Here is a 25231-nt window from a genome sequence, read left to right as displayed (position 1 = left end):
AGCCCCCTGTTCCCGACGCATGATGCGCCTGCCGCGATCCGGTTCTTACTGACCGTCAGGCTTTCCCAGCAACGGCAGCTTCGCCAGCATATTCCTCAGCGCCAACGCATCCCACGGCATGTGTTCAGCGATGCCAAGCCCGACCACATCCACTACGCCCGCCACATCGGTCAACAGGCGAACGATCTGTTCGATCGTCATGCTGCCCTGTGCCACGCCGTCGAAACTGTCCGTCGGAATGCCGGGTTGTGCGAACAGCAACGAGCGGAACAGCGCCGGGTCCAGCACATCCAGGTCCAGATGGATTGCCAGGTGCCGGGCACCCGTCTCCTTGAGCCAGTTCAGCACCGGTGCGCTGGAATGCGCCAGGGCTTGCGGCCCGGCACTGCGCAGCCCGAGGCGCTGGATGAACGCGGTTTCCATCGTCTGGGTTTCCTGCAGCCCCGCATACATCACGTTGGCCGGTTTGATCGGACGCTTCACGGCGGCGACGAAATCAGCGTCGCCTTCGCCGAGCAGATTGCCCATGACCATGGCATGGGCATGTTGAAACTCCTTCGGGGTCATGACATCCGGATGGGCGTCGACCCAGAGCACGGCGAGGTCTCCGTCGTACCGTTCGTTCAGGTAGGCGAATGGCGCAAGGTCGACCAGGCAGTCGCCGCCCAGCACCACCAGCCGATCCGGCTGATGGCGGTCGATCAGCTGGCGGGCATGCTCAAGCTGCTCGAGCAGCGCACGTCGGGCAACGATGCCGTCTTCAGCCGCAAGGGGCGTTCCGTCCGGTGCGGCCACGCGGACCTGTTCCACTGGCCCGCAGGTGTCAGGCGCCAGCCACGCGAGCAATTGCGCACCGAAATGGTAGGGCGCGTTATTACCGCCTTGCCACTGGGGGAACAGCAGGCGCAGGGTTTTATCGGAATGGGGTCTCATCAACGATTTCCTTCATCAGCTTGAACGTTGCAGGGACGCGAACGTGCGTCCGGCACGGCTTCCATACTGAGTGGGAAAAGTCCGATCCGCTTTGCTCAGGCAGCCAGTCATTGTGCCGAGAACGCCAATGGGCTCAGCGTGAGGCCAGCAGTTGCCGGGGTGACACGCCATAGGCGTTTTTGAAAGCGCGACTGAAATGCGAAAGATTGGTAAAACCGAAGCTCAGTGCCGCCTCGCTGACCTGACGCACATGGCCCTTGAGCATCGCGTTATGGCAGGCCGAGAGCCGTTGTTGCCACAGCCAGCGAATGACCGTCGTCCCTTGCGAGGCAAACAGCCTGTTCAGGGTGCGTGGTGACACATGGTTTGCCTGCGCGATGCTTTCGACGGTCAACCCGGGGTCGGGCAGATGCTTCAGCAGATACTGTTTGATGCGCTGCAACAGTTGCGCCTGATGAGACTGGCGCCTGACATCAGTGTCCGCGAAAGCCGAGTCGTACGCGGTGGACAGCACGTCGAGTAACGATGCGCTGAGCCGCTCGCCCAGCGACTGCGGCAAGGACGGGCTGTTGCAGGCTTCTGTCAGCAGGGTGCGGGCGATAGTGCCCAGCGGGGACTGGGCCGGCAGGGTTCGGCACACCAGCGTGTCGGCGTTCGGCATGTGTTGCAGCATTAACTCGCGCGGCACAGTCAGCACGATCTGATCATCACCTTCGGGATACCCGCAGGCGTAAGGTCGCGCGCTGTCGTAAAGGACGATATCGCCTGTGCCCTGGCGTGACTCCCTGTCGTTTTGCACGACAAACGCGTCGGGGCAGAACGAGAGTGAGATGAGAAAGTGATCGCTTTGTCGATCGCGGCGCAAGCGCCGGTAGCGGATTGGCGAGGACTGAATACGGGTAAACGTGACGTCGCCATGCTCCTTGACGCTGAGCTGTCCGTTGAAAGGCCTGTCGTCAAGGGGCTGGCTTGCCACCAGGCCATAGGTCGAACTCACGACATCCTGCCAATGGTCGAAGCGCTCTCTGGCTGGCGGCGAGTCAACGGGAAAGATCACGGCCATGCTTGCCTCATCATCGGGAGCCTGTGGCGGAGTGTTTGCAAAATGGAAGTTACCAGATATGGAAGTTAACAGATAAAGCCCGATGTGAAACATTCATTGGACGCTCACGCCGACGAAGAAAATAATTTATTTATCTGTGATCCAGCCGATATAACCGTACGTAAGCTGCGATCTGCTTGTTCAAGCCTTCTAAAACAGGAGTTTCATGGATCCGCGTCTGGCCGGACTTTCATTTTTGCTCACGTTGGGATGGACGGGTGCCGTTATTTTGGTCATCTGGTATTTCGCCTGAAGCAAGCACACGTTTTCAGGCGCGTCAGGGCGTTATATCGCTGTCGTGCCAGACAGCATTGGCATGCCTGTCGGGCAGTAAAAAGATCGGTTGTGGTCACGGCAATAATAGAGTCGCTTTGGTGCCGAGCTAACTGTCGGCACTTGCAGTTTGCGCTATGGAGGGCATTGAGAAACACGATTATGCGGTTTGACCGGCAGGCTCCACATTCAGGCAACGCGAACTTTTGACCTGATCTGTATCCACCGGCGCTCCGTCCCAAACACTCCATAGATGTCCTCTGCCGAGTAATTTATATGTCGACCACAATAATAGAGAACACCCTTGATGACGCCGGGGTACAACTGGACCTTCACTCGCTGATGAACGCCATCGACCGCTCGCAGGCGATGATCGAGTTCGATCTCGAAGGCAATATCCTGCGCGCCAATGCCAACTTCCTCGACTGCGTCGGCTATCGGCTGGAAGAGGTCCAGGGTCGCCATCACCGCATGTTCTGCACGCCTGAATATGCGTCCAGCGTCGAGTATTCGACGTTTTGGGAAAAACTCGGCAAAGGCAACTTCGACGAAGGGCAATACAAGCGCCTGGGCAAGAATGGTCGCGAGATCTGGTTGCAAGCCACCTACAACCCGATCTTCGACAAAGAAGGTAACCCGTTCAAAGTGGTGAAGTTCGCTGCTGACGTGACACAGCAGCGCAAGACCAATGCCGAGTACGAGGGCAAGGTTGCCGCGATTGACCGCTCACAGGGCGTCATTGAGTTCGATCTGAACGGTCGGGTGCTCAATGCCAATGAAAACTTTCTCAAAGTTCTGGGTTATCGCCTCGATGAGATCCAGGGCCAGCATCACCGCATGTTCTGCGACGACGATTACCTGAACAGCCCGGCTTATCGCGCGTTCTGGGCCAAGCTGGAACGCGGCGAATATGATTCCGGGGAATACAAGCGCGTCGGCAAGAATGGTCGCGAACTATGGATCAGCGCCACCTATAACCCGATCTTCGACCCGGACGGCCGCCCGTATAAAATCGTCAAGTTCGCCAACGACGTCACTGAAAGCCGTGCGCGTCAGGCCGAGTTCGCGGGCAAGGTCAGGGCGATCGAGCGTTCTCAGGCCGTCATCGAGTTCGACCTGACCGGCAAGGTACTGACAGCCAACCGCAACTTTCTGGCGGTGTTCGGTTATGAACTGGATGAAGTGGTCGGCGAGCATCACCGCATGTTCTGCTCCGAGGAATTCGTCAGCACTTTGCAGTACCGTGAGCTCTGGGAAAAGCTGGGTCGTGGCGAATACGACGCCAACGAGTACAAGCGCAAACGCAAGGACGGCAAGGAAATCTGGATTCAGGCGACCTACAACCCGATCTTCGATGCGCAGGGCAAGCCCTATAAAATCGTCAAGTTTGCCCTCGACGTGACCGAGGCCAAGGAAACCAGCGTCGAGGACAAAGGCAAGGTGAACGCGATCGATCGTGCCCAGGCGGTCATCGAGTTTGACATGGCTGGCAACATCCTTGCGGCCAACGCCAACTTCCTCAAAGCGCTGGGTTACGGCTTGCAGGAAATCAAAGGCCAGCACCACCGGATCTTCTGCGAGGAGGAGTATGTGCGCGGCACGGCCTATCGCGAGTTTTGGCATGGGCTGGGGCAGGGCGAGTTCTACTCCGGGCGCTTAATGCGGGTGAGTAAATACGGGCAGAAGATCTGGATTCAGGCCACCTACAGCCCGATTTTCGACCACGACGGCCTGCCGTTCAAAGTCGTGAAGTTTGCCACCGACATCACCCGCCAGGTCGAGATGGAGCAAGCCATCGAAGCCAAGACCCTCGCCATGCGTGAATCGGTCAAAGCGCTGATGAGTGCAATTTCCTATGTTGCGCAGAGCACCGACACCGCCACCGAACTGGCCCGCCTGACCCGCGAGCAAGCCAGCCGTGGCTCGCAGACGCTGGTCAAGGCATCCGATGCGATGAGCATGATCGCCAAGTCGGCTGAAGGTATTCAGGACATCATTCAGGTGATCAGCGAGATCGCCAGTCAGACCAACATGTTGGCGTTCAACGCCGCGATCGAGGCTGCACGCGCCGGTGAGCACGGGCTGGGGTTCTCGGTCGTCGCCGACGAAGTGCGCAAGCTGGCTGAAAAGTCCTCGCGGGCGACCAAGGAAATCAACAAGCTGATTCTGGAAACGGTCAGCCGTATCGAGTCGGGCAACGAGATCTCGCTGACGGCCGGTGAAGCGTTCGAGCACATCGTGGACGGCGTCATGCAGACCACCCAGGCCATCGACGGCATCAATAGCGCGACCGAAAAACAGCGCTTGTCGGCGCAGCAAGTCGAAACTCTGATCACCGAGTTGCACCAGGCCAACCTGACCGGTTACACCGAAACACTGGACAAGGTGTCCGTCGGACAACCTGCATGAGCAGCCTGACTGCTTATGGTGTGGTGCAGATCAACGGCGTCCATCTCGCCGTTGTCGCAGACGCGTTGATGGAGGCGGTACACTGGCCGGAAAACCTGCAGCCGCACCCGTTGACCCGTGGCGCGCTGTTGGGGGTGTTTACCTTGCGTGGCAAGCCGGTGCCGCTGGTGGATTTGCGTGGCGAGCTGGCGCAGAACGACGAGGTTTCTTCGCCGACTCCGCTGGTAGCAATCCTCAAATACAGCGGTGGCTATCTGGGGCTGGCGATTGACGCGGTGTGCGACATTCTCAAGGCCCGAGATTCGCAGTTCAGCCCGTTGGGGCCGGGTGGCACCAGCGCCGGGCTGCTGCCGTCGGTGCTGCTGAGCGCAGAAGATGCGCGGATGATCGACAAGCTGGACCTCGATGTGCTGACCCGTTTGCCGGGCGTGCTGTTCGCCGCCGACCCTGGCGCGCAAGTGCTGAATGATCAGGCCCAGGCTGCCAAAAGCCGCCTGCTGCATTATCTGGTGTTCGAGTGCGACAGCCGTCATTTCTGCATCGATGCCAGCGTTGTGACCGAACTGGTGGACAACCCCGAGATATCGCCATCGGATTTTGCCAGTGACTGTTGCTTCGGGGTCACGTCGGTACGTGGCACCAGGGTCCCGGCGCTCAATTTGTCGCAAGTACTGGGGCTGGACCACCCGCGTCAGATGTCCAAGCCGCAATTGCTACTGCTGACCGCTCCGGATGGTCGGGTGTGCGGCTTCGGCTATGACCGCATGGTGGCTATTCAACGCCAAGACCCGGGCAGCCTGCTGGAGGCGCCTGCCTACGGCTTGCCGCACCCTGAATTATTCGCCGGGGTGATGAACCTGGAAGAGGGCAAGCAGGCGTTGTTGCTTGACCACCCGACGCTATTGCAGCGTCCGGAAGTCAAGAGTTACACCCAGGTCTACCAGTATGACGTCAAGCCGGTCCAGGCTTCACACGATGTCACCAAGGCCATGTTGCGTCATGCCTGTCTGCTGTTCGATGCGCCGACACGCTTTGTCGCGCCGTTGAGTCAGATCGTGGAAATCATGAGCGTGCCCACGCAGTTGATTGGTCTGGCGCAACCCGAGACTCATCTGCTGGGGCAGTTCAACCTGCGTGGCGAGCAAGTACCGCTGATCTGCCTCAGCAGCCTGTTGGGCGAAGGCACGCAGTCTCAGGACGAAGCGTCGCGGGTGCTGATCGTGCGCGGCGAGCGCCTGTGTTTCGGTTTCGCGGTGAGCCGTGTCGACGCCATCGATGCGTTCAACCAGTTCGACCCGTCCATGCTCGATCAGGGCTGGCAGGCTAATGTCGGCAAGGGCATTTCGGTCAACGACCGAGTTCGTTCGCTGGTCAGTGTGGGCAGTCAGGAACGCAGCTGGCGCGCGACTCTGCTCGATTTGCAGGGGCTGGCCAGGCAACTGGAGTGCAGCGTCGCGCGACGCAAGGCAGCCTTGCAATCGGTCTGAACTGAATGCGTCGCGTGTGGCCTTACGAAATATCCACACACGGAGTACCCAGTCATGACCGAGAAAAAAGACGAGAAGCAACCAGAACCGGCAAGCGACGTGCCCGCGCATTCCACGCCGGAAGAAAAGGAACGCCTGAAAGACTTCAACAAGGACGGCATCCCGCCAGGGGCCTGCTGACCGAGCTTGAGTGTACGTTGCAAAGCGCTCGGCCTTTCAGGCCGGGCATTGTCAGTCGCCGTATCACGCGTCGCGCAGCAGGTCGTTGGCGTTAAGCAACTGGTAGGCAATCTGCGGACGCGCTTCAAGGGCGCGACGGATGGCGGCGGGGATCGATTGACGGGTCTTGCGACACAGCCCGACTTTCTCCTCGACGACAATGCTGATGCCGCGCATGGTGCGGACCTCATTGAAGCCCGGCGCGACGTCGACGCGCACGCCCAGTTGCTCGTAAATCTTGCGCTGCATGTGCGCCAGGTCTTCCAGGCTTTCGATGCGCTGCAGGCGTTCGATCAGGCTTTTTTCGGCGTCACGGGTCAGCAGCAGGACCCGCAGGTCGGCTTCTTCCGCGTCCAGCCGTTCGCGCTTGCAATCGCAAGCGCCGGGCGGGCAGGGGTTACGGATTTTGACGGGGGCATTCATGGACGCAGCATAGCGATTGACGAGGGCGTCTGGCCATACCCGTGTGGCGCTTTCACGCCGTTTTCAGGCAGGTCAGCGCCGACTCATGACGCTGCGGGGACGGGTTTTACCTGAAGCAGATCAATTAGGCCACTTCATCTCGACCTTGATGACCTTGGCGCTCAGTTCCAGCGAACTCGGCTCGGCCAGTTGCGGCCAGGCTTTCTGCATGGCGTCGATCAGTGCCTTGGAATCCTTTGCTTTGGCGGCTTGTTGTTCAAAGGATTTCAGGTAGTCGGCGGTGAAGGCAACAGCTTTGGTGCCTTGAGGGATTTGCCCGATATAGTGGCCTGGAATGACGGTGGTCGGCTTCAGCGCTTCGATGCCTTTGAGTGTGGCGAGCCAGTCCTGACGGGATTTCGGGGTCTGGGTGTCTGCGATCCAGACGTGAATGCCGCTGGAGACCACGACGCCGCCAACCACGGCCTTGAGCGATGGAATCCACAGGTAACTGCGCTCCGGGGCCGGGCCGTTCAGGCCTTTGATTTGCAACGGCTGACCCTCAACCGTCAAGTGATCGCCTTCAAGCACGTCGGGCAGGACCAGCCTGGCCGGGGCGTTGTCCTTGAGAATCGGGCCCCAGTAAGCGAGTTTGCCCTGCATGGACGCTTTGATCGCTTTGACCGTCGGTGCGCTGGCGACGATCTTCGCGTCCGGGAACGCGGTCTGGATCACGTCCAGACCAAAGTAATAGTCCGGGTCGCTGTGGCTGATGTAGACCGTGGTGAGTTTCTTGCCGCTGGCCTTGATCTTCTCGACCAGTGCCTGAGCATCATTGCGCTGGAACTGCGCGTCGATCAGCACCGCATCGTGCTTGCCGGTGATCAGTTCGGAAGACACCGGGAAAATGGCTTTTTCGGCCGGATTATAAACGTCGATCGCCAGCGGAGCAGCGGCGTTGGCAACCAGAGGAAACAGGACGGAGAGGGACAGGGCAAGCAGGGAGTTGCGCAACATCGGGCACGACCTTTTCAGTGGGCAGAGACAATGGCGCTATCTTAGGTTGCTTCAAGTGAAACAAAAGCCTCAGTATCGGCAATTATGGGTTGCGTAAATCGGACGAATCATGGACCGAATCATGGCGGCGCGAGTGTTTAGCGCCATCAACGAACGGGGCAGCCTGATCGCTGCCGCTGAAGCGCTGGACATGTCACGGGCGATGGTGACCCGCTATCTGGCGCAGATGGAGAGCTGGGCGGGAGCGCGACTGTTGCACCGTACAACGCGCAAGCTGGGGCTGACCGCGTCCGGGCAAGTGACCTTGCTGCGCTGTCAGCAACTGCTTGAACTGGCCGATGCGGTGCCTCTGGCCGCCGACACGCAGGTCGACGAACCTCGCGGCATGTTGCGCATCGCCTGTTCCCAGTCACTGGCACAGGCGGTCCTGGCGCCGGCGGTGACGGCGTACCTGCAACGTTACCCGGGCACTTCAGTGGACCTGCACATCGGCAATGAAACAGTGGACCTGGTCAGTGAGCGAATTGATCTGGCGATTCGCATCACCAATCAACTGGACCCCAACCTGATCGCCCGGCCTCTTGGGCATTGCAACTCGGTCGTCTGCGCTGCGCCAGCGTACCTCGCCGCGCACGGCACGCCGTCCAGGCCGCAGGAATTGAGCGCTCATAACTGCCTGACCTATTCCTACTTCGGTAAAAGCCTGTGGGAATTCACCCATCAACACACGCAACTCAGCGTGCCGGTGGGCGGCAACCTCAGCGCCAACGATTCAGTGGTATTGCTGGAAGCCGCAGCGGCAGGCGCAGGTATTGCCTTGCAGCCGGTGCACTCGGCTGCGCCGTTGATAGCCAGCGGCCAGCTGATTGCTTTGATGCCTGACTACCAGCCGAAAGCAATGGGCATACACGCGATCTACACCTCACGGCATCACCAGTCAGCGACCTTGCGCACGATGCTGGATTTCCTGGCTGAGTGGTTTGCGAGAGTGTGATGCGTCGTGATAGTTGAAGTTATCGCTCCCTACGCTCCCTCTGCTCCAGCGCTCGAAGTTATACACAAGTCCTGAAACGCATGGCAGATGTGGCCAAATCCGCAGCATCAGGCGGAGTACAGATCCCTGTGGGAGTGAGCTTGCTCACGAAGAGGCCTGGATGACCGCCGAAGATTTATGTTCACTGTCAGTCCGCCTTCGCGAGCAAGCGAAGCGTCGCCCGGCTCGCTCCCACGAGATGGATGTAACGCTGAGCGCTCATGGGAATGTAGTTCTCTACGTTCTGCGTCGCACGATAGTTGGTCTTGTCGCCGCTACGCGTCAGGTCTTGAACTTGCGCACCAGGCCGTCCAGTTCGCTGGACAGTATTTCCAGGCTTCTGGAGTCGGCGCGGGCCGAGTCCGAGAGGTTGGCGATCAACTGTGCATCGCCATGGATCTGGCTGATGTGCCGGTTGATGTCTTCCGCCACCTGATGCTGCTCTTCGGCGGCGGTCGCGATCTGAGTGTTCATGTCACGAATCACATCCACCGACTCACGGATCTGCCCGAAGCTGCTGCGTGCCTGGCCGATCTTGGTCACGGACTGCTGCGAAACATCCAGACTGGCGTGCATCTGTTGCGCCACCGAGGCAGTGCCTCTGGCCAGATTGCCCAGCAGGCTGTCGATCTCGGCAGTCGAGTCGGCGGTGCGCTTGGCCAGCGCGCGGACTTCGTCGGCCACCACGGCAAAGCCGCGACCCTGTTCACCCGCACGGGCGGCTTCAATGGCCGCGTTGAGTGCCAGCAGGTTGGTCTGTTCGGCGATGGAACGGATGGTGTTCAGGATCGACTGAATACCCGTGCTATCTTTTTCCAGTTGGCTCATATCCTTGGCCGAGCGGGCCAGTTCTTCGCTGAGCTGATCGACACTGCGCACCGCCTCATCGATCTGCCGCTGGCCTTCGCGGGCCTGCTGTTGCCCACTGTCGGCGGAATCGGCGGCCTGGCTGCAGGAGCGGGCGACCTCGTTGGAGGTGGCGACCATCTCGTGGAAGGCGGTCGACACCATGTCCACCGCTTCACGCTGACGCCCGGCCGCTTCGGCCATGTCATTGGAGACGCGGGTGGAGCTGTGTGAGGCCTCGAGAATCTTCCCGGCGGCCTGACCGATATGCTGGATCAGGCTGCGAATCGCGGTGAGGAACTTGTTGAACCAGCCCGCCAGCTGCGCGGTTTCGTCGGTGCCGCGCACGGTGAGGTTCTGGGTCAGGTCGCCCTCGCCACCGGCAATGCCTTCCAGCCCGCTGGAAACACTGTGGATAGGCCGCACGATGACACTGGCAAAACTGGCCCCGACAATCGCGAACACCAGCGCCAGCACCGCAGCGATAATGCCGATCAGCCAGGTCAGGCGGGTGGCCGAGGCCATCACTTCGTCCTGCTTGATCAGGCCGATGAAGTTCCAGCCCAGTTGCTCGGACGGGTAGACGTTGGCCATGTAACGTTCGCCGTTAAGCGTCAGTTCCACCAGCCCGCTGCCGGTTTTCGCCAGCTCGGCGAAACCATCGCCCAGTTCACCCAGTTTCTTGAAGTTGTGCTCCGGCTGTTTGGGATCGACCAGCACCGTGCCGTTCTTTTCCATCAGCATCAGGTAGCCGCTTTCACCCAGCTTGATCTGTTTGACGATATTGGTCAGTTGCTTGAGTGACACGTCGATGTTGACCACGCCACCGGGGTTGCCCAGCTTGTTGGGGATGGCCCGGATGGTGCTGACCAGCACCGCATCGTCGTTGGCCCAGTAATACGCGTCACTGCGCACGGTCTTGCCAGCGTTGGCCATTGCGGTTTTGTACCACGGCCGCACACGCGGGTCGTAGTTGCTCATTTTCGGGTCTTCCGGCGTCATGATGTAGCTGCCGTTGATCAGACCATAAGAGACATAAGAGTAGGCCGGATGGGCCTTGGCGATGCTGGCGAACAGCTCGGTGGCCTGCCTGTCGTTTTCCGACTGCGCAGTGGCGGCTGCGCCCATGTAGTTACGGAAATCGTCGCCTGCGCCGGCAATCAGCGGGTGCGCCGCGATGTAATTGACGTTCTGCGTGATGCCGTCAAAGAACAACTGCATGGCATTGTCAACCTGGCGAATCTCCCGTCCGCTGCTGTCGACAAAGTCGCTGGTCGCCTTGTCACGCAGGTTCACGATCACGATTGCAGCCACGACCACGATGGGCAAGCACGCAATCACTGCGAACGCCCACGTCAGTTTCTGTTTGATATTCATTTGAGCTCCGGAGTGTCCAGTGCTGCCGCACGTGTTGGGCGCTGCATGATTGCAGTCTGTCGCGCCGGACCTTTGCCCGGAGCGTTGTCTTAGGCTCTGTACGAAAAGTGGCTGCGCTCGGTGATGCTGCGTTAAAAACAGGCGCGGAATGCTCATTTACAACCCGTAGACTCCGCTTCCTTGCCTGTTTTTGCCTTGCCTGACCTTCGCTCGCCGACTTTTCGTACAGAGCCTATGGTCTATCAAGAGTGCAACGGCTTGTTTCCGGTATTCTTTAGGCGGGATGGCGGTAACGGGCATGTTTGTCGTTTCTGAGTCAGGGACGCATTGGACGCCCTGACACAGCTATTCATTTCCTACAGGCTGCGCCCATCGAACTCGGCCATGGCGTCCAGCATGGCGTCCTTGAAATACGCCAGCGAAGCGCGATCAAAGAGAATCTGGAAACAGGGCTCGGTCTGCGCGCCAACGTTGATCACGATCACGTTGATCCGCGCTGCCGAAGTCTGCGCCACCGAGCCGGGGCCGAACGCCTGCGGGCGCAGGTCCACACCGCACACTTTGGCCATCACCTGCGCAACGCACGCGCCACTCAGTTGCAGCCAGGCGTGGCTGTCTTCGCGGGGCAGCAGGTAATTGGCGCTGTGGTCCAGCTCCCAGCGGGCTTCTTCATCGGCAATGCGCTGCCCTTGATCGAGCCGACTGCCCAGCAACAGGTATTCGCTCTGCGACAGGCGAGCGACATGACTGCCATCCGGCTGAGTGAAGGCGCGATTCGGCGCCTCGGGCAGGCTGAAGCCGCGTGCTGTCAGGTAGTCCGCCGTTTGCGAACCGCGAAAACCCACGCGCGGCAGGTCGGTCAGGTCTTCCAGCGTGCACAGGGAGGTGGCGTCAAGTTCGACAGGGCGGTCTGTGGTGATACTGGTCATGGTTCAGAGCTCCTGGCGCTGGTTTTCAGGATCGAAGAAAGGCAGTTTCACCACGGTGGCCTGCACCACCACGCCATCTTCGACGCGGATCGGAATCTGCTGGCCGAGTGTGCTCTGATCGAACGCGGCGTACGCCATGCCGATGATCATGCCAAGGGTTTGCGAGTACTCGCAGGAGGTCACGTTACCGCTGATATCGGCGCCCCTGAGCACCAAATGGCCTTCCAGCGGTAGCGGGCTGGCCTTGGGCAGGGTGAAGCCCACCAGTTTGCGCTTTTGCGGCAGAGCCTCAAGGATGTCCACCGAGCCACGGCCGACGAAGAACGGTTTGGTGCGACTGACCGCCCAGCCCATATCGATCTCGCCGGGGTGGGTCATGCCATCGGTGTCCTGGCTGATGATCACATGGCCTTTTTCCAGACGTAACAGGCGCTGGGTCTCGACGCCGAACGGGCGCATGTCGAATGCCTTGCCCGCTTCTGTCAGCGCGTCCCACAGCCTGAGGGCATGCCGCGCCGCAACGTGGATCTCGTAACCGAGTTCGCCGACGAAACCGACCCGCAGCAGTCGCGCTTTTATGCCCGCAATGGTGCCTTGCCGCACGCCAAGATAGGGAAAGCCCTCGGCGGACAGGTCGAGATCGCTGCACACCTGCGCCAGCACCTTGCGCGAATCCGGGCCTGCCACGTTGACCGCCGCGATCGCCGCCGTCACGTTGGTGATGTCCACGTTCAGACGCCACTGCGCGTTCCACTTGAGCATCTGCTGGTAAATACGGTCCACGCCGCTGGTGGTGGCGGTGACGTAGAAATGCTGTTCGGTAAACCGTGCGCACACTCCGTCATCGATCACCACGCCCTGTTCGTTGGTCATCAGCGCATAGCGCGAGCGGCCGATCGGTTGTTTGAGAAACGCAAAGGTGTACATACGATTGAGCAGTTCGGCGGCATCCGGGCCACGCACGTCCAGACCTCCGAGGGTCGAGACATCGATGATGCCGACCTTGTTGCGCACATGCAGGGCTTCCTGCTGCATACAGGCGTCACGTTGCGACGGCTTGCCGTAGAACGCCGGGCGCTGCCAGATTCCGGCAGGCATCATTTTTGCGCCTGCCTGCACATGGCGCTGATGCATGGGTGTCTGGCGGTACGGGTCAAAGGCACGACCTGCCACGTGCGCCAGCTTCTCGGCCTCGAAGGGCGGACGAGCCGTAGTGACACCGGTTTCGCTGACGCTGCGCTGGGTCGATGCCGCTACCAGACGTGCGGTCGGCAGCACCGAGTGGCGGCCTTGCGACGGACCCATGCCGACCGTGGAGTAGCGTTTCACCAGCTGGATATCGCGGTAGCCGATGCGCGTGGCGTTGACGATGTCACGTACCTGCAAATCTTCGTCGAAATCGACGAAATCCTTGCCCTTGGGGTGAGGAAAGATCGGCCAACTGAAATTGACCTGGGCTTCACCGCGCAGGGCGGCCGGTTTGTCAGCGGCCTTCAGACCCAGTGCCGAAACCGCGTTGTTCGCTGCGTTGGCTGCATCAGCCAGCACATTGTCCAGCGCGTGATAGCCGTTCACTGAACCGGCGATGCTCAGGTTCTGCGGCAGGCCGCTGAGGGCAAATTCGGCCTGTTGATCGTCGTAGGCGAGTTTGCCGCCCGCCTGGCAGAGCAATTGGTAGACCGGCATGTAACCGCCCGACATACACAGCAGATCGCAGTCGACCGTGAAGCCGCTGTCCGCCACTTGGCCTTGACCGGTGATCTTGCGCAGTTCGGCACCGCTGACATGGCGCATGCCTTTTTCGTGCAGCGCTTCGTAGACCGTCGTGCTCATGTGGCAAGTAATGCCGCGTTTTTCCAGTGCGAGCTGCAACTGTCGGTCGGCAGGCTGGGAGCGCATGTCGGCAACGGCGATCACTTCCACGCCCTGATCGTGCAGGTCCAGTGCGGCGAGGTAACCGTCTTCGTTGCCGGTCAGCACCACCGCGCGTCTGCCGGGCTTGACTGCGTACAGCTTCATCAGGCGCTGCACGGCGCTGGTCAGCATCACGCCGGGCAAATCGTTGTTACGAAAAATCACCGGCTGATCCAGCGAGCCGCTGCACACCAGACACTGCGTGGCGCGCACTTTGTACAAGCGCTTGCCCTGAATCACCGGCAGGTAGTTGTCGGTGAACCAGGCATTGCAGGTCGCCTGTTTGAGGACCTGAATATTGCCATGTGCGTCTACCGCAGCGACCAGCTCGCGGCGCAGTTGCTCGGCACGCTGGCCGTCGATATCGAAACGCGCGTAGGTCAGCGAGCCGCCGAGAATCGGTTGCTGCTCGATCAGCAATACCTTGGCCCCGGCGTTGGCGGCAATCAGCGCTGCCTGCAACCCGGCAGGCCCCGCACCGATGACGGCTAGGTCCGTGAACAGATAAGCCTTGTCGTAATACTCAGGCTGGAAATTCAGGTCCAGCACGCCCAGCCCGGCCTTTTTGCGAATGATCGGTTCCCAGACTTTCCACATGCCTTTGGGCTTGTAGAACGAGCGATAGTAGAAGCCCACCGGCATGAACCTGGAGAACTTGCCCAGGTACGCGTCCCTGTCGTTGTCCAGCGAACCGTTGAAGTTCTGTCCGCTGGCCTGCAGGCCTTCTTGCAAAGCAAAGGTGTCGGCCAGCACGTTGGGCTCGTGGGGCAACTGGATCAAGCTGTTGGCGTCCTGGCCAGCCATGGTCAGCGGGCCACGCGGGCGGTGGTATTTGAACGAGCGCGACAGCAGGAAGCGACCGTTGGCCACTAATGCGCTGGCAATGCTGTCGCCTTGCAGGCCCTGATAGGTTCGGCCATCGAAACTGAACGTCAGCGGCTGGTTGCGATCGATCAGCAGGCCCATGGGGGCGGGCAGGCGGGCGGGGCGGGTCATCCTGCGATCTCCTTGGCAGGCGCGGACGTGAAGTCGACGCGGGTGCTGAATACTTCGCGCGGGTCGAAGGTGCGAATGATCTCGTCGCTGCCGGTATGGCGTTCGGCCAGAAACCAGTAGCTGGACGGGTTGTGCATCCACCATTCGCGGACCACGCCCAGGGCGTCTTCACTGTTGAACACGTAATCGGCCCATTCGGCGTCGCTGCAAGTCTGCGGGTCGGGCATGGGTTTGAATTCGCCGCCGTAGGTGAACTCGCTGATATTGCGCGGCCCGTTGAGCGGGCAGGTCATGATTTTCATGTGTCGCTCTCCGTCAGTGGCTGGCCGCTGTCGCGCCCATTTCGTTGACTTGCTGAAAGGTCGAGAAACGTTCCAGCCCGAACGGCCTGATCAGCTCCGGCACTGTGCCGCCGCTGGCCACCAGTTCGGCCATGGTCTTGCCGCAAATCGGCGTGGCCTTGAAACCCCAAGTGCCCCAGCCTGCGTCCAGGTAGTAATTCTTCACCGGTGACAGGCCCATGATCGGGCTGTAATCCGGGGTCATGTCGGTGATCCCGGCCCACTGGCGCATCAATTTGGCGTTGGCCAGAAACGGAAACATCTCTATGGCGTGGGCCAGCAGGCTTTCCTTGAGGCCCAGCGTCGAGCGGCTGTTGAACAACGGGTATGGATCGGAACCGCCACCGAACACCACTTCGCCACGGCTGGTCTGTTGCACGTAGCAGTGCAGGGCCGAGGAACTCACCAGCGGGTCGAGAAAAGGCTTGAACGGCTGGGTGACCATGGCTTGCAGCGGGAAAGTCTGGATCGGCGAACGTATTCCGGCCTTTTTCATCATTTGCGAGCTCATGCCCGCAACCGCTTGTACGGCGCAACCGCACTGAATGGTGCCGCGATTGGTTTTCACCGCCGTGATGCTGCCGTTCTCGATCACCAGTTCCTGCACTTCGGTCAACTGATGAATTTCCACGCCACGCTTGGCGGCCTGCTTGGCGTAACCCCAGGCGACCGCATCGTGGCGCGCGGTGCCACCGTCCATGTGCCACAAACCTGCCAGTACCGGCAGATGGCCGGGGTCCAGATTCAGGCTTGGCACCAGTTCGCGGATCTGCTGGCGGTCGATCATCTCGGTACGGCCGCCGAAATGCTTGTTGACCTCCGCACGCTGGCGAAATGAACGTACCGTGGCATCGGTGTGCGCCAGGGTCAGTTGGCCCCGTTCGGAATACATGATGTTGAAGTCGAATTCGTTGGACAGGCCCTGAAACATCTTCACTGACTCGGCATAGAACTTCACGCCCTCGCTGGTCAGGTAGTTGGAGCGGATCACAGCGGTGTTACGCGCGGTGTTGCCGCCGCCCAGGTAGCCTTTTTCCAGCACCGCGATATTGCTGATGCCGTGGTATTTCGACAGGTAGTAAGCCGTCGCCAGCCCATGACCGCCGCCGCCGATGATGACCACGTCATAAGAGGATTTGAGTTCCTTGGGCGCCGGCAGATCCACCTCGACCGGGTACTCCGAGCTGAGCCCGTATTTCAGTAGATTGAAAGGCATACGGCCTCCGATTGGCTGCGTTGCGCGTGGGCTTGCTGTCTGGCAGCGGTCACTGTGTTTTGCATCAGAAATGCGATGGTCATCGGCCCGACGCCGCCGGGCACCGGGGTGATGGCGGAAACCACATCGAGAACATTGTCGAAATCGACGTCACCCACCAAACGGCTGCGGCCCTGATCGTCGATGCGATTGATGCCGACGTCGATCACCACCGCGCCGGGCTTCAGCCAACTGGCATCGATCAGATGCGGCCGACCGACGGCGGCGACCACGATGTCCGCCAATTGGCACAAGGCTTTGGCATCGCTGCTGCGCGAATGCACCACGGTGACCGAGCAGTGCGCCTGCAATAGCAGGGCGGCCATGGGTTTGCCAACGATATTCGAGCGGCCGATCACCACCGCATGCTTGCCGGTCAGGTCACCGCAGGTCTCGTTGAGCAAGTGCATGCAGCCGCTGGGCGTGCAGGGGGTCAGCACGCGGCGTCCCTGGCTGAGGCCGCCGTCGTTTTCACTGTGGAAACCGTCGACATCTTTGCCTGGGTCAATGGCCTGCAAGGCCCTTGTTTCTTCGATGTGGGCGGGCAAGGGCAGTTGCAGCAGAATGCCGTTAACGCTGTTGTCGGCGTTCAGTTCGGCAATCAACGCCAGCACGCGCGCTTGGCTGCTGTCGGCAGGCAGCCGGTGTTCCAGCGAGCGGATGCCGACTTCCTCGGCGCGCAGGATCTTGTTGCGCACGTACACCTCGCTGGCGGTGTCGGCGCCCACCAGAATGACCGCGAGTGCCGGTTCGATGCCCTCGGCTTTCAAGCCGTGCACGTCCTGTCTGACCTGCTCCAGAACGCGAGCCGCCGCGGCCTTGCCGTCGATGATGCGCGCGCTCATCGGAAAATCACCGTTCGGTCGGTATTCAGAAACACCCGATGTTCCAGGTGATATTTCACTGCTCGGGAAAGCGCGATGGTTTCGTTGTTACGGCCTGCGGCAACCAGATCGTCGGGCAAGTACACATGATCGACACGCTGTACTTCCTGTTCGATGATCGGGCCTTCGTCCAGGTCGCTGGTGACGTAATGCGCGGTGGCGCCAATCAGCTTCACGCCGCGCTCGTATGCCTGGTGATAAGGCTTGGCGCCCTTGAAACCTGGCAGAAACGAGTGATGAATATTGATCGCCCGGCCTGCCAACTGCTTGCACAGCTCATCGGAAAGAATCTGCATGTAGCGCGCCAGCACCACCAGCTCGGTGCCGGTTTCATCGACCACCTTCATCAGCGCAGCTTCCTGCGCGGCTTTGGTGTCCTTGGTTACCGGCAGGTAAATGAAGCGAATGCCCTCGCGCTCGGCCATCGGTCGCAGGTCGAGGTGGTTGGACACGATGGCGGTAATGGTCATGTCCATTTCGCCCTTGTGATGGCGATACAGCAGGTCAGTCAGACAATGGTCGAACTTGCTCACCATCAACAGCACGCGCATGGGCCGACGTGTGTCGTGCAGCTCCCATTGCATTGCGAAATCCCTGGCCACGGCGGCTTCGAATCCGGCTTTCAACTGCTGTATATCGCCGTCGTGACCATCGTTGAAGCGAAACACCGCGCGCATGAAAAAGGTGCCGCTGAACTCGTCATCGAACTGGGCCATTTCACCGATGTAGCAGCTGTTGCCAGCCAGGTACGAAGTCACTGCCGCGACAATGCCGGAGGTTGCCGGGCAGCTGATCTTCAGGATGAAATGGTTCTTCTCGTGTTGCATGGCGTGTCCTCTGGAGGGTGGCGGCAGCTCGGTACAAGGGCGAAAAAGGTCAGATACAGAGGTCTGTTCGTGCAGAATAAAATTCTCTACAGGAATTTAATATTCTTTATGCTGTTTTATAGGCGAAAGAAAATGCAGCGTCCAGAGGTTTCTGGAAACTTTGTTTACTTGAGGGAATATGAAGGGTGTCTGGAGCTGGTTTGAAGGACGTTGTGCGTTCAGTGCAACCGTATTCAGGTAAAGAAACGCCTGAACCAGGCGTTTCTCGACCTTATGACAACGTCAGTCGTGGTGTGCCTCACCCACGAACGTCAGCGAGGTGAACAGGCCTCGTTCGGCAATATCGGCGTTGTCCTTGACTGGCAGGCTGACCTCGGCCGCGATGATATTCAGCCCCTCGTTGCGCACGATCACATTCGCCAGGCCCTGGGCGTCGGTCTCGGCACTGACCACGTCGGGTGCGCTGCGATAATCGCCGATCAGTTTGATACCGGCGGCTGGCTTGCCGTCGATCAGCACGCGCACCGGCAACGGTTTGCCGACGCCGACATGCAACGGATCAGCCTGCGGCACAATGACGAAGTTCAGCTTCTCGAAGGTTGGCAGATGCGCGCCTTCTTCATAGATCGCGACGCTGTATTTAAAGGTGTGAATCGAGTCGGTGCCGTTGGGCACTTTGCTGCGGCCTTCGTTGATCCACTTTTTTTCGGCGTTGCGCGTCCACATGCCGTTATCCAGCGCCACTGACATCACGGCAGGCGGCTTCAGCGGGATCAGTCGAGCATGGTCTTCAAAGCGTTGTACCGTCACCGGGATCATTTTGCCCTGACGATCATAAGCCCAGGCGGCGCTGACTTTTGGGGCCTTGAAGGCGTTGTCTTCCGCGCCATGGCCGTAAACCACTTCGATATTGCCACGTCGCTGCTCGGTCCACAGCCCGTGGGCGCTAACCTGGGTGGCGAACAGTGCGCCGAGCAGGCTCAGGGCCAGTAACGATTTTGCTGCAAGCATGGTGCATCCTTATGGGTGTGAGTCGAAGGTTGTCTGCGTCAAAGGCTGAGTGTCAGGCTGACCGTGAAATTACGCGGTTCGCCGGGCGCGACCCAGTAGTTGCTGTAGGAGCGCTCGTAGTATTTTTCATCGAAGATGTTGTTCAGGTTCAAACCCACCGTGACGTTGTCGCTGGCCTTGTAATGTGCCAGCACGTCCACGGTTTGATAAGCGGGCAGCTCGAAATCACCACCGGACTGCCCCGAACGATCACCGACGTAGGTGTACGCAGCTCCGACGTCCGAGCCACGCAGCACGCCTTCCTGAAACTCATAGACGCTCAGCAGGCTGCCGCTGTGTTTGGCTACACCAAGAATGCGGCTGCCTGACGGGATGGTCCGGTCGCCCTTGGTCACTTCGGCATCGATGTAGGCGAACGCCCCGATAATTCGCACCGCGTAGGTGACTTGCCCGGTGAATTGCAGGTCGAACCCCTGGCTGCGTGCCTTGCCCACTGCGCGGTTTGTGTCGGTGCCCGGGTCCAGTGCCAGCACGTTTTCCTTTTCGATATGGAAAGCGGCGAGGGTGGTGCTCAGGCGGTCGTCGAACAGCTCGCTCTTGATCCCGACTTCGTAGCCGACGCCTTCTTCCGGGTCGAAGGTCTGACCCGCAGCGTCCAGCCCGTTGTTGGGTTTGAACGAAGTGGATGCGTTGGCGAACAGACCGACTTGCGGAGTGAGCTGATAAAGCAGCCCGGCACGCTGGGTGAAGGCGTCCTGACGCTGGCCGGAAGTGGCGTTGGTGGTGAAATCATCCACCTGCTGATCAAAGTGTTCATAGCGCGCGCCGATCATGCCGCGCAGCTTGTCGGTAAAGATGATCTGGTCTTGCAGGTTCAATGCACGGCTTTCGATGTGCTCGTAGAAGTCGGTCCCCGAGCGCGCGCCATTAGGTTTCGGCTGGCCGTACACCGGGTTGTAGATATCGATGGCGTAAGGGCTGCCGGCGATGGTCGTGACCCGTTCGTTCTTGCGGTAATTTTCGTACTCGGTGCCGATCAGCACTTCATGCTCGACGCCAAGGCCGTCGAAACGGCCGCGCAGTTCGAGCTGGGTGATGCTGTCATGCCAATTGTTGTCGCGTTCCCGGTAACGACGGTTGACGGTACGGCCGTCGGCATTCAGCGGGCGCGCCTCACTGGCAAAGCCCGACATCTCACCCTGCTTGTAATGACTGGCGAGGCGCAGCGACCACACGTCATTGAGCTGATGGTCAAGTGCGAACTGGACCATGTTGTTGTCGTTATCGATGTCATCGTCCGGCTCGCCCAGAAAGGTCGAGCGCGACACACCGCTCCATTTGTTGTTGGGCGCGACCACGCCGCGGTCGAAGGTGGAGGTGTGCCGGACGAACTCGGTTTCCACCAGCAGGCTGGTGTCAGGGTTCAGCTGCCAACTGAAGGACGGGGCGACGAACACCCGCTTGCTCTCGACATGGTCGCGAAAGCTGTTGTTGTCTTCGACAGCCAGATTGACCCGCGACAGCAGGTTGCCCTGTTCATCCAGCGGCGTGTTGACGTCCAGCGCGGTGCGATAGCGATCCCAACTGCCCGCACTGGTCTGCAGGGTGGTGAAGGCTTCGCGTTGCGGCTTCTTGGTCACGATATTGACCGTACCACCAGGGTCGCCACGGCCGTACAGGCTGGCAGCCGGGCCTTTCAGCACTTCGATGCGCTCGATGTTTGCGGCGTCCGGTGTGGTCGGGTAGCCGCGGTTGGCGCTGAAACCGTCCTTGTAAAACTCGGAAGTGGTGAAGCCGCGGATGCTGTATTCGTAAAGTGTCAGGCCGCCGAAATTGTTTTGCTTCGACACGCCACCGGCAAAGTCCAGCGCACGCTCGACACTGTTGCTGCCCAGATCCTTGAGCACTGACGCGGGCACCACGCTGATCGACTGCGGGATGTCCCTGATCGCGCTATCGGTTTTGGTGGCGGTGGCCGAGCGGGTGGCGCGATAGCCCTGAACCGGGCTGGTGGCGGTCTCGTACTGATAGTCGGAGGTGACGTTGACGCTCTCCAGTTCAATGGTTTGCGGCACCTCCTGCGCATAGCTGTTGCTGCCCAATACCCCGATTGCCAAGCCTGCCAGAGACGCGATTCTACGAGACGACATGTGAGACTTCCTGATAGTTATAGATACAATATAACATCTCCATTGAGAATTATTGCTGTTTGTTGTTCGGCGGGGATGTAACAGTTGTATCAACCGGCAGGGGGGGCTGAAGCACGAGAGCAGGGTTGAGGTTCTGGAGGGCATTCGATCATGGCAAACCGAGTCCATGCCCAGCGACGGGCACGGGCTCGCGAACGTTTTATTTGATGGAAATATAGTGATCTATGGGGTTCAGGCCATCAACTCCGTCCCCAACTGAAACGCCACCCACAGCGCCAGGCCGGTCGCGAAGGTCAGCGCGATGTTCTCGAACCTGTTGTTGCGGTATTCCTTGCTCAACAGCGACTTCTGATTGGACATGATCAGCAGCCCGAGCGAGATAATCGGCAAACCAATGATGTTCAACGCGTTGACGCCCAGTGTCAGGGTCACGAAGTCGGGCATGCCGGGCAGTGACCAGATCAGCGGGGTGACCAGAATGAACAGCATGAACCACTTGTGCATCGGGTCGTTGTGGAAGACCTTGCCGTAGCGTTCGCGGCGCTTCGGACGGATGTGCTGGAACGCATCGGTGATCAGCATCGGAAAGGCGGTGGTCTTGCCGGAAATGCTGGCGAACAGCGTGGCGAATACGCCGATGAAAAAAATGTACCAGCCCAACGGACCGAAGAATATTTCCAGCGCTTTGCCCAGATCAGCCAGTGTATTCACCTGAATGCCATTGGGCCGCAGGATTTCGACGCCCACCACCCAGATGGCCAGGTTGATGACGATACCGACGATGACTGCAAACAACAGATCGTTACGCTGGATGCGCTTGTGCTGCGGGCCCGTCCAGCCTTTTTCGCGCATGACGTAGGGGTGGACGAAATTGGCAATGGAACCGGCGACTGCGCCGATCACCGACACCGCCACCAGTAGCGCACCATGTACGCCTTCATCGGGTGGAATGCTGAAGCCGATAGTGCCCTTGATGATACCGCTGACATCGGGGCCGGACATGATCGCCAGAGTGAGGAACGCCAGCGTCATGATCGCCAGCAACACCTTCATGACGCCTTCGATCATGGTGTAGATATTACGACCGACCAGCAGCCAGACGGCAATCACTACAGCCGCTGAGCAGAGCAGCGGCTGATTGATGTGCAGCAACATCGCCAGCGCTTCACCGGCGCCCTTGATCATGTAGGCGTTGATCAAATGTCCCATCAGCAACGCGTAGCCAAGCATGAACCACGCGAAAAGCGGATGCAGTTGCGCGTAACCCTGAAGAATGGTCATGCCCTGGTTGTTACACAACTGGAACCTGGCAATGATGTTGACGATCAGGAACCTGAGCAGCAGTGATATCGCCAGCACCCACATCATGGCGTAGCCGTAGCTGGCACCTGCCACCGAAGAGGTGATCAGGTCACCGGCGCCCAACCACGAAAGCACCGCAATAATGCCAGGGCCGAGTAGCTTTGCCAGTTTTTTGAGGCGGGGTTCGGCTGCGGGCGCAGCCTTTTCTTCAAGCGTAGGTGTGCCAGACATGCGTTCTATCTCCATTGTTATTGTAGTGAGACGTGACTCATTTCCGGACAAGATAAGACGTCGTACAACGGGTGTGGAAATTCAAATGTAACTATGTGTAAGGGTGTTTTATGGATGAGGTGTGGTTTCTGCGTCTGTTGTTAATGCACGATAATGATCTGATTGATTCCCACAGTGATGCTCGCGTTGGGTGACGCTCTGCTTCACATCTATGCTGCACCACAACGTCATGCCCTGCCCGTAGCCACTGCATAAACGAAAGCGCTTTTTTATCGCGGTAGCACTGACGACGCAGAGTGCTACGTAAGTGGCGGATCAGTGTCAGGACGACGAAACCTGACGAAGTCGGGCCGGAAACGGAGCCACGATTTTGGTTACTTTGATCCTTCAAAGTCACTCGCCGAGGGGCGAAAGGTGCCTTAAGCCGTAACCAACCATCACTGGCATCGCTGAACCGCTGTGTGACGCAGAGCGTTACGCGATCTGCGCCGTACACTCAAGATCGGACGCAGAGCGTCCAGAACGGCATGCGACTCGGAGCGTCGCACTATAGTCAAAGCGCTTTTTTATCGCGATGGCACTGACAACGCAGATTGCGACGTAAGTGACGGCTGAGTCCTGGCGCTGATCCGGGGGATGCGAGGCAGGACGCCGAGCAAGCTGCACCGGGCCATGGATGGCCCGTTGCGGCGGCCCCCGGATCAGCGTCAGGACGAAGGAACCCGACGAAGTCGGGCCGGAAACGGAGCCGGGACTTTGCCTACTTTGGTCCCTCAAAGTAGGGCGCCGTAAGGGCGCAAAGGTGACCTGAGTCAGAAACAACCATCACTGACATTGCAAAACCGCTGTGTGACGCAGAGCGTCACGCGATCTGCGCCGTACACTCAAGATCGGACGCAGAGCGTCCAGAACGGCATGCGACGCGGAGCGTCGCACTATAGTCAAAGCGCTTTTTTATCGCGATGGCACTGACGACGCCGATTGCGACGTAAGTGACGGCTGAGTCCTGACACTGATCCGGGGGATGCGAGGCAAGACGCCGAGCAAGCCGCACCGGGCCAAGGATGGCCCGTTGCGGCGGCCCCCGGATCAGTGACAGGGCGAAGGAACCCGACGAAGTCGGGCCGGAAACGGAGCTGGGACTTTGCCTACTTTGGTCCCTCAAAGTAGGGCGCCGTAAGGGCGCAAAGGTGACCTGAGTCAGAAACAACCATCACTGACATTGCAAAACCGCTGTGTGACGCAGAGCGTCACGCGATCTGCACCGCACACTCAAGATCGGACGCAGAGCGTCCAGAACGGCATGCGGCGCGGAGCGTCGCACGATAATCACACACGGTACATCAAACGCAACCGAGGAGCGCCGCTTCGCAGCCCATCGCAGCCATCGTAACCTCTTGAATCGCCTACAAACGCAACGCGTCGGAACGAGAATGTGTAACTGTCGTGTCCGTTATCAGCACATTCCGATCCGCACGAATCATCAAACCCCCTATGATGCACACCCCACCGAGCTTAATGGCCTATGAACAATTCGATGACCTCACCGACACTGGCCGCTGCGCAATTCTGTTCGATCAGAGGCGAGCTCAAACACAATCTCGCCGGGCACCTGACGTTCATGCAGCGCGCTGCTGATCTGGGCGCGGATTACCTGCTGTTTCCCGAGCTGTCACTGACTGGCTACGAGCCTGATCTCGCCCTTGAACTGGCCCTTGACCCACGCGATGCCTGCCTGGAGCCGATTCGGGCGCTGGCGGTGCAATTGCAGCTGGTGACCACCCTAGGCGTCCCGCTCAAAGGCGCGGATGGCAGCATCAAGATCGGCGCGCTGACGTTCACGACCGAAGGTGATGTCATTGCCTACGCCAAACAATACCTGCACCCCGGTGAAGACGCGGTATTCAGTGCGGGGCGCGAAGATGGCTATCTAAAGCTTGGTGCGCATCGCATCGGCCTGTGTGTCTGCGCAGACTTCAGTCATCCCGAGCATGTGCAGCGCATCGCAGACGGTGATGCCTGGCTGTACGCCGCCAGTGTGCTGATCTCGCCGGGAGGTTATGAGCACGATGCCAAGCTACTCGCAGGGCACGCCCGGCGCCATTCGCTGCCTGTGCTGATGGCCAATCATGGCGGGCCGACTGGCGGCTGGGCGTCGGCGGGGCGCAGCGGTTTGTGGGATGAAGCGGGGTGTTGGGTCGGCGGAACGGAGGGGGCTGGCGACGGTTTGGTGATTGCGACCTGCCAGCGCGAGGGCTGGCAGGTTCGGGTGGTGATGTCGGAGTAGTTCAGC

At 59.7% G+C, this 25231-nt stretch carries 19 protein-coding genes; 5 read left to right on the top strand and 14 right to left on the bottom strand.

Going from position 1 to position 25231, the window contains the following annotated elements:
• Nucleotides 1-45: 45 nt before the first annotated feature.
• Nucleotides 46-933 (bottom strand): arginase family protein, encoded by an 888-nt coding sequence (locus BLT55_RS10210; protein WP_054999921.1) that lies wholly within the window; start codon nt 931-933, stop codon nt 46-48.
• 133 nt (nt 934-1066) lie between these two features.
• On the bottom strand, nt 1067-1996 hold the full coding sequence (locus tag BLT55_RS10205) for an AraC-like ligand-binding domain-containing protein (RefSeq protein ID WP_054999920.1): 930 nt from the start codon (nt 1994-1996) through the stop codon (nt 1067-1069).
• 588 nt (nt 1997-2584) lie between these two features.
• On the opposite strand from BLT55_RS10205, the gene BLT55_RS10200 reads away from it, so the two are divergent.
• Genes BLT55_RS10200 through BLT55_RS34405 form a run of 3 tightly spaced genes read left to right on the top strand, consistent with a single transcriptional unit; the run spans nt 2585 to nt 6384 of the window.
• Nucleotides 2585-4717, top strand: coding sequence for a methyl-accepting chemotaxis protein (locus tag BLT55_RS10200; protein WP_054999919.1), 2133 nt, complete (start codon nt 2585-2587; stop codon nt 4715-4717).
• Nucleotides 4714-6204, top strand: a complete 1491-nt coding sequence (locus tag BLT55_RS10195) for a chemotaxis protein CheW (protein ID WP_054999918.1) — start codon at nt 4714-4716, stop codon at nt 6202-6204. The genes BLT55_RS10200 and BLT55_RS10195 overlap by 4 nt, the downstream gene beginning before the upstream one ends.
• A 54-nt stretch (nt 6205-6258) precedes the next feature.
• Nucleotides 6259-6384, top strand: a complete 126-nt coding sequence (locus tag BLT55_RS34405) for a hypothetical protein (RefSeq protein ID WP_007249734.1) — start codon at nt 6259-6261, stop codon at nt 6382-6384.
• A gap of 63 nt (nt 6385-6447) precedes the next feature.
• Here BLT55_RS34405 and BLT55_RS10185 read toward each other — a convergent pair whose 3' ends face one another.
• Nucleotides 6448-6846 (bottom strand): hypothetical protein, encoded by a 399-nt coding sequence (locus BLT55_RS10185; RefSeq protein WP_054999917.1) that lies wholly within the window; start codon nt 6844-6846, stop codon nt 6448-6450.
• 120 nt (nt 6847-6966) lie between these two features.
• Complete coding sequence (locus tag BLT55_RS10180) at nt 6967-7842, bottom strand: MBL fold metallo-hydrolase (protein ID WP_054999916.1); 876 nt, start codon at nt 7840-7842, stop codon at nt 6967-6969.
• Nucleotides 7843-7951: 109 nt separating this feature from the next.
• On the opposite strand from BLT55_RS10180, the gene BLT55_RS10175 reads away from it, so the two are divergent.
• Nucleotides 7952-8836 carry a LysR family transcriptional regulator gene (locus tag BLT55_RS10175; RefSeq protein WP_054999915.1) on the top strand — a complete coding sequence of 295 codons (885 nt, stop codon included), beginning with the start codon at nt 7952-7954 and terminating at the stop codon, nt 8834-8836.
• 321 nt (nt 8837-9157) lie between these two features.
• Here BLT55_RS10175 and BLT55_RS10170 read toward each other — a convergent pair whose 3' ends face one another.
• The 10 genes from BLT55_RS10170 to BLT55_RS10125 form a co-directional block, all read right to left on the bottom strand.
• The gene (locus BLT55_RS10170) at nt 9158-11098 is read right to left on the bottom strand and encodes a methyl-accepting chemotaxis protein (RefSeq protein ID WP_054999914.1); all 1941 of its coding nucleotides are present in this window, start codon (nt 11096-11098) and stop codon (nt 9158-9160) included.
• A gap of 356 nt (nt 11099-11454) precedes the next feature.
• On the bottom strand, nt 11455-12027 hold the full coding sequence (locus BLT55_RS10165) for a sarcosine oxidase subunit gamma (RefSeq protein WP_054999913.1): 573 nt from the start codon (nt 12025-12027) through the stop codon (nt 11455-11457).
• Nucleotides 12028-12030: 3 nt separating this feature from the next.
• Nucleotides 12031-14937, bottom strand: a complete 2907-nt coding sequence (locus BLT55_RS10160; protein ID WP_074800363.1) for a 2Fe-2S iron-sulfur cluster-binding protein — start codon at nt 14935-14937, stop codon at nt 12031-12033.
• A complete protein-coding gene (locus BLT55_RS10155) occupies nt 14934-15239 on the bottom strand; it encodes a sarcosine oxidase subunit delta (RefSeq protein WP_007249727.1) in 306 nt (101 codons plus the stop codon). Before BLT55_RS10155 ends, BLT55_RS10160 begins: the two co-directional genes overlap by 4 nt.
• A gap of 13 nt (nt 15240-15252) precedes the next feature.
• Nucleotides 15253-16494, bottom strand: a complete 1242-nt coding sequence (locus BLT55_RS10150) for an FAD-dependent oxidoreductase (RefSeq protein WP_055000586.1) — start codon at nt 16492-16494, stop codon at nt 15253-15255.
• A complete protein-coding gene (gene folD / locus BLT55_RS10145) occupies nt 16476-17378 on the bottom strand; it encodes a bifunctional methylenetetrahydrofolate dehydrogenase/methenyltetrahydrofolate cyclohydrolase FolD (RefSeq protein WP_055000587.1) in 903 nt (300 codons plus the stop codon). The genes BLT55_RS10150 and folD overlap by 19 nt, the downstream gene beginning before the upstream one ends.
• Nucleotides 17375-18244, bottom strand: coding sequence for a formyltetrahydrofolate deformylase (gene purU, locus BLT55_RS10140; RefSeq protein ID WP_055000588.1), 870 nt, complete (start codon nt 18242-18244; stop codon nt 17375-17377). The genes folD and purU overlap by 4 nt, the downstream gene beginning before the upstream one ends.
• A gap of 282 nt (nt 18245-18526) precedes the next feature.
• Nucleotides 18527-19255 carry a DUF4198 domain-containing protein gene (locus BLT55_RS10135; protein WP_055000590.1) on the bottom strand — a complete coding sequence of 243 codons (729 nt, stop codon included), beginning with the start codon at nt 19253-19255 and terminating at the stop codon, nt 18527-18529.
• 38 nt (nt 19256-19293) lie between these two features.
• Nucleotides 19294-21405: a TonB-dependent siderophore receptor gene (locus tag BLT55_RS10130; RefSeq protein WP_055000591.1), complete on the bottom strand. Its 2112-nt coding sequence runs from the start codon at nt 21403-21405 to the stop codon at nt 19294-19296.
• A 231-nt stretch (nt 21406-21636) separates the two neighbouring features.
• Entirely contained in the window at nt 21637-22938 is a 1302-nt protein-coding gene (locus BLT55_RS10125; RefSeq protein WP_055000592.1) for an Nramp family divalent metal transporter, read from the bottom strand.
• A 1537-nt stretch (nt 22939-24475) separates the two neighbouring features.
• On the opposite strand from BLT55_RS10125, the gene BLT55_RS10110 reads away from it, so the two are divergent.
• Entirely contained in the window at nt 24476-25225 is a 750-nt protein-coding gene (locus BLT55_RS10110) for a carbon-nitrogen hydrolase family protein (RefSeq protein ID WP_055000331.1), read from the top strand.
• The last annotated feature ends 6 nt before the right edge of the window (nt 25226-25231 follow it).

This window comes from Pseudomonas cannabina (assembly GCF_900100365.1).
Taxonomy (GTDB): domain Bacteria; phylum Pseudomonadota; class Gammaproteobacteria; order Pseudomonadales; family Pseudomonadaceae; genus Aquipseudomonas; species Aquipseudomonas cannabina.
The sequence above is the reverse complement of the archived record's forward strand: the minus strand, read 5'-3'. Positions and strand labels throughout refer to the sequence as shown.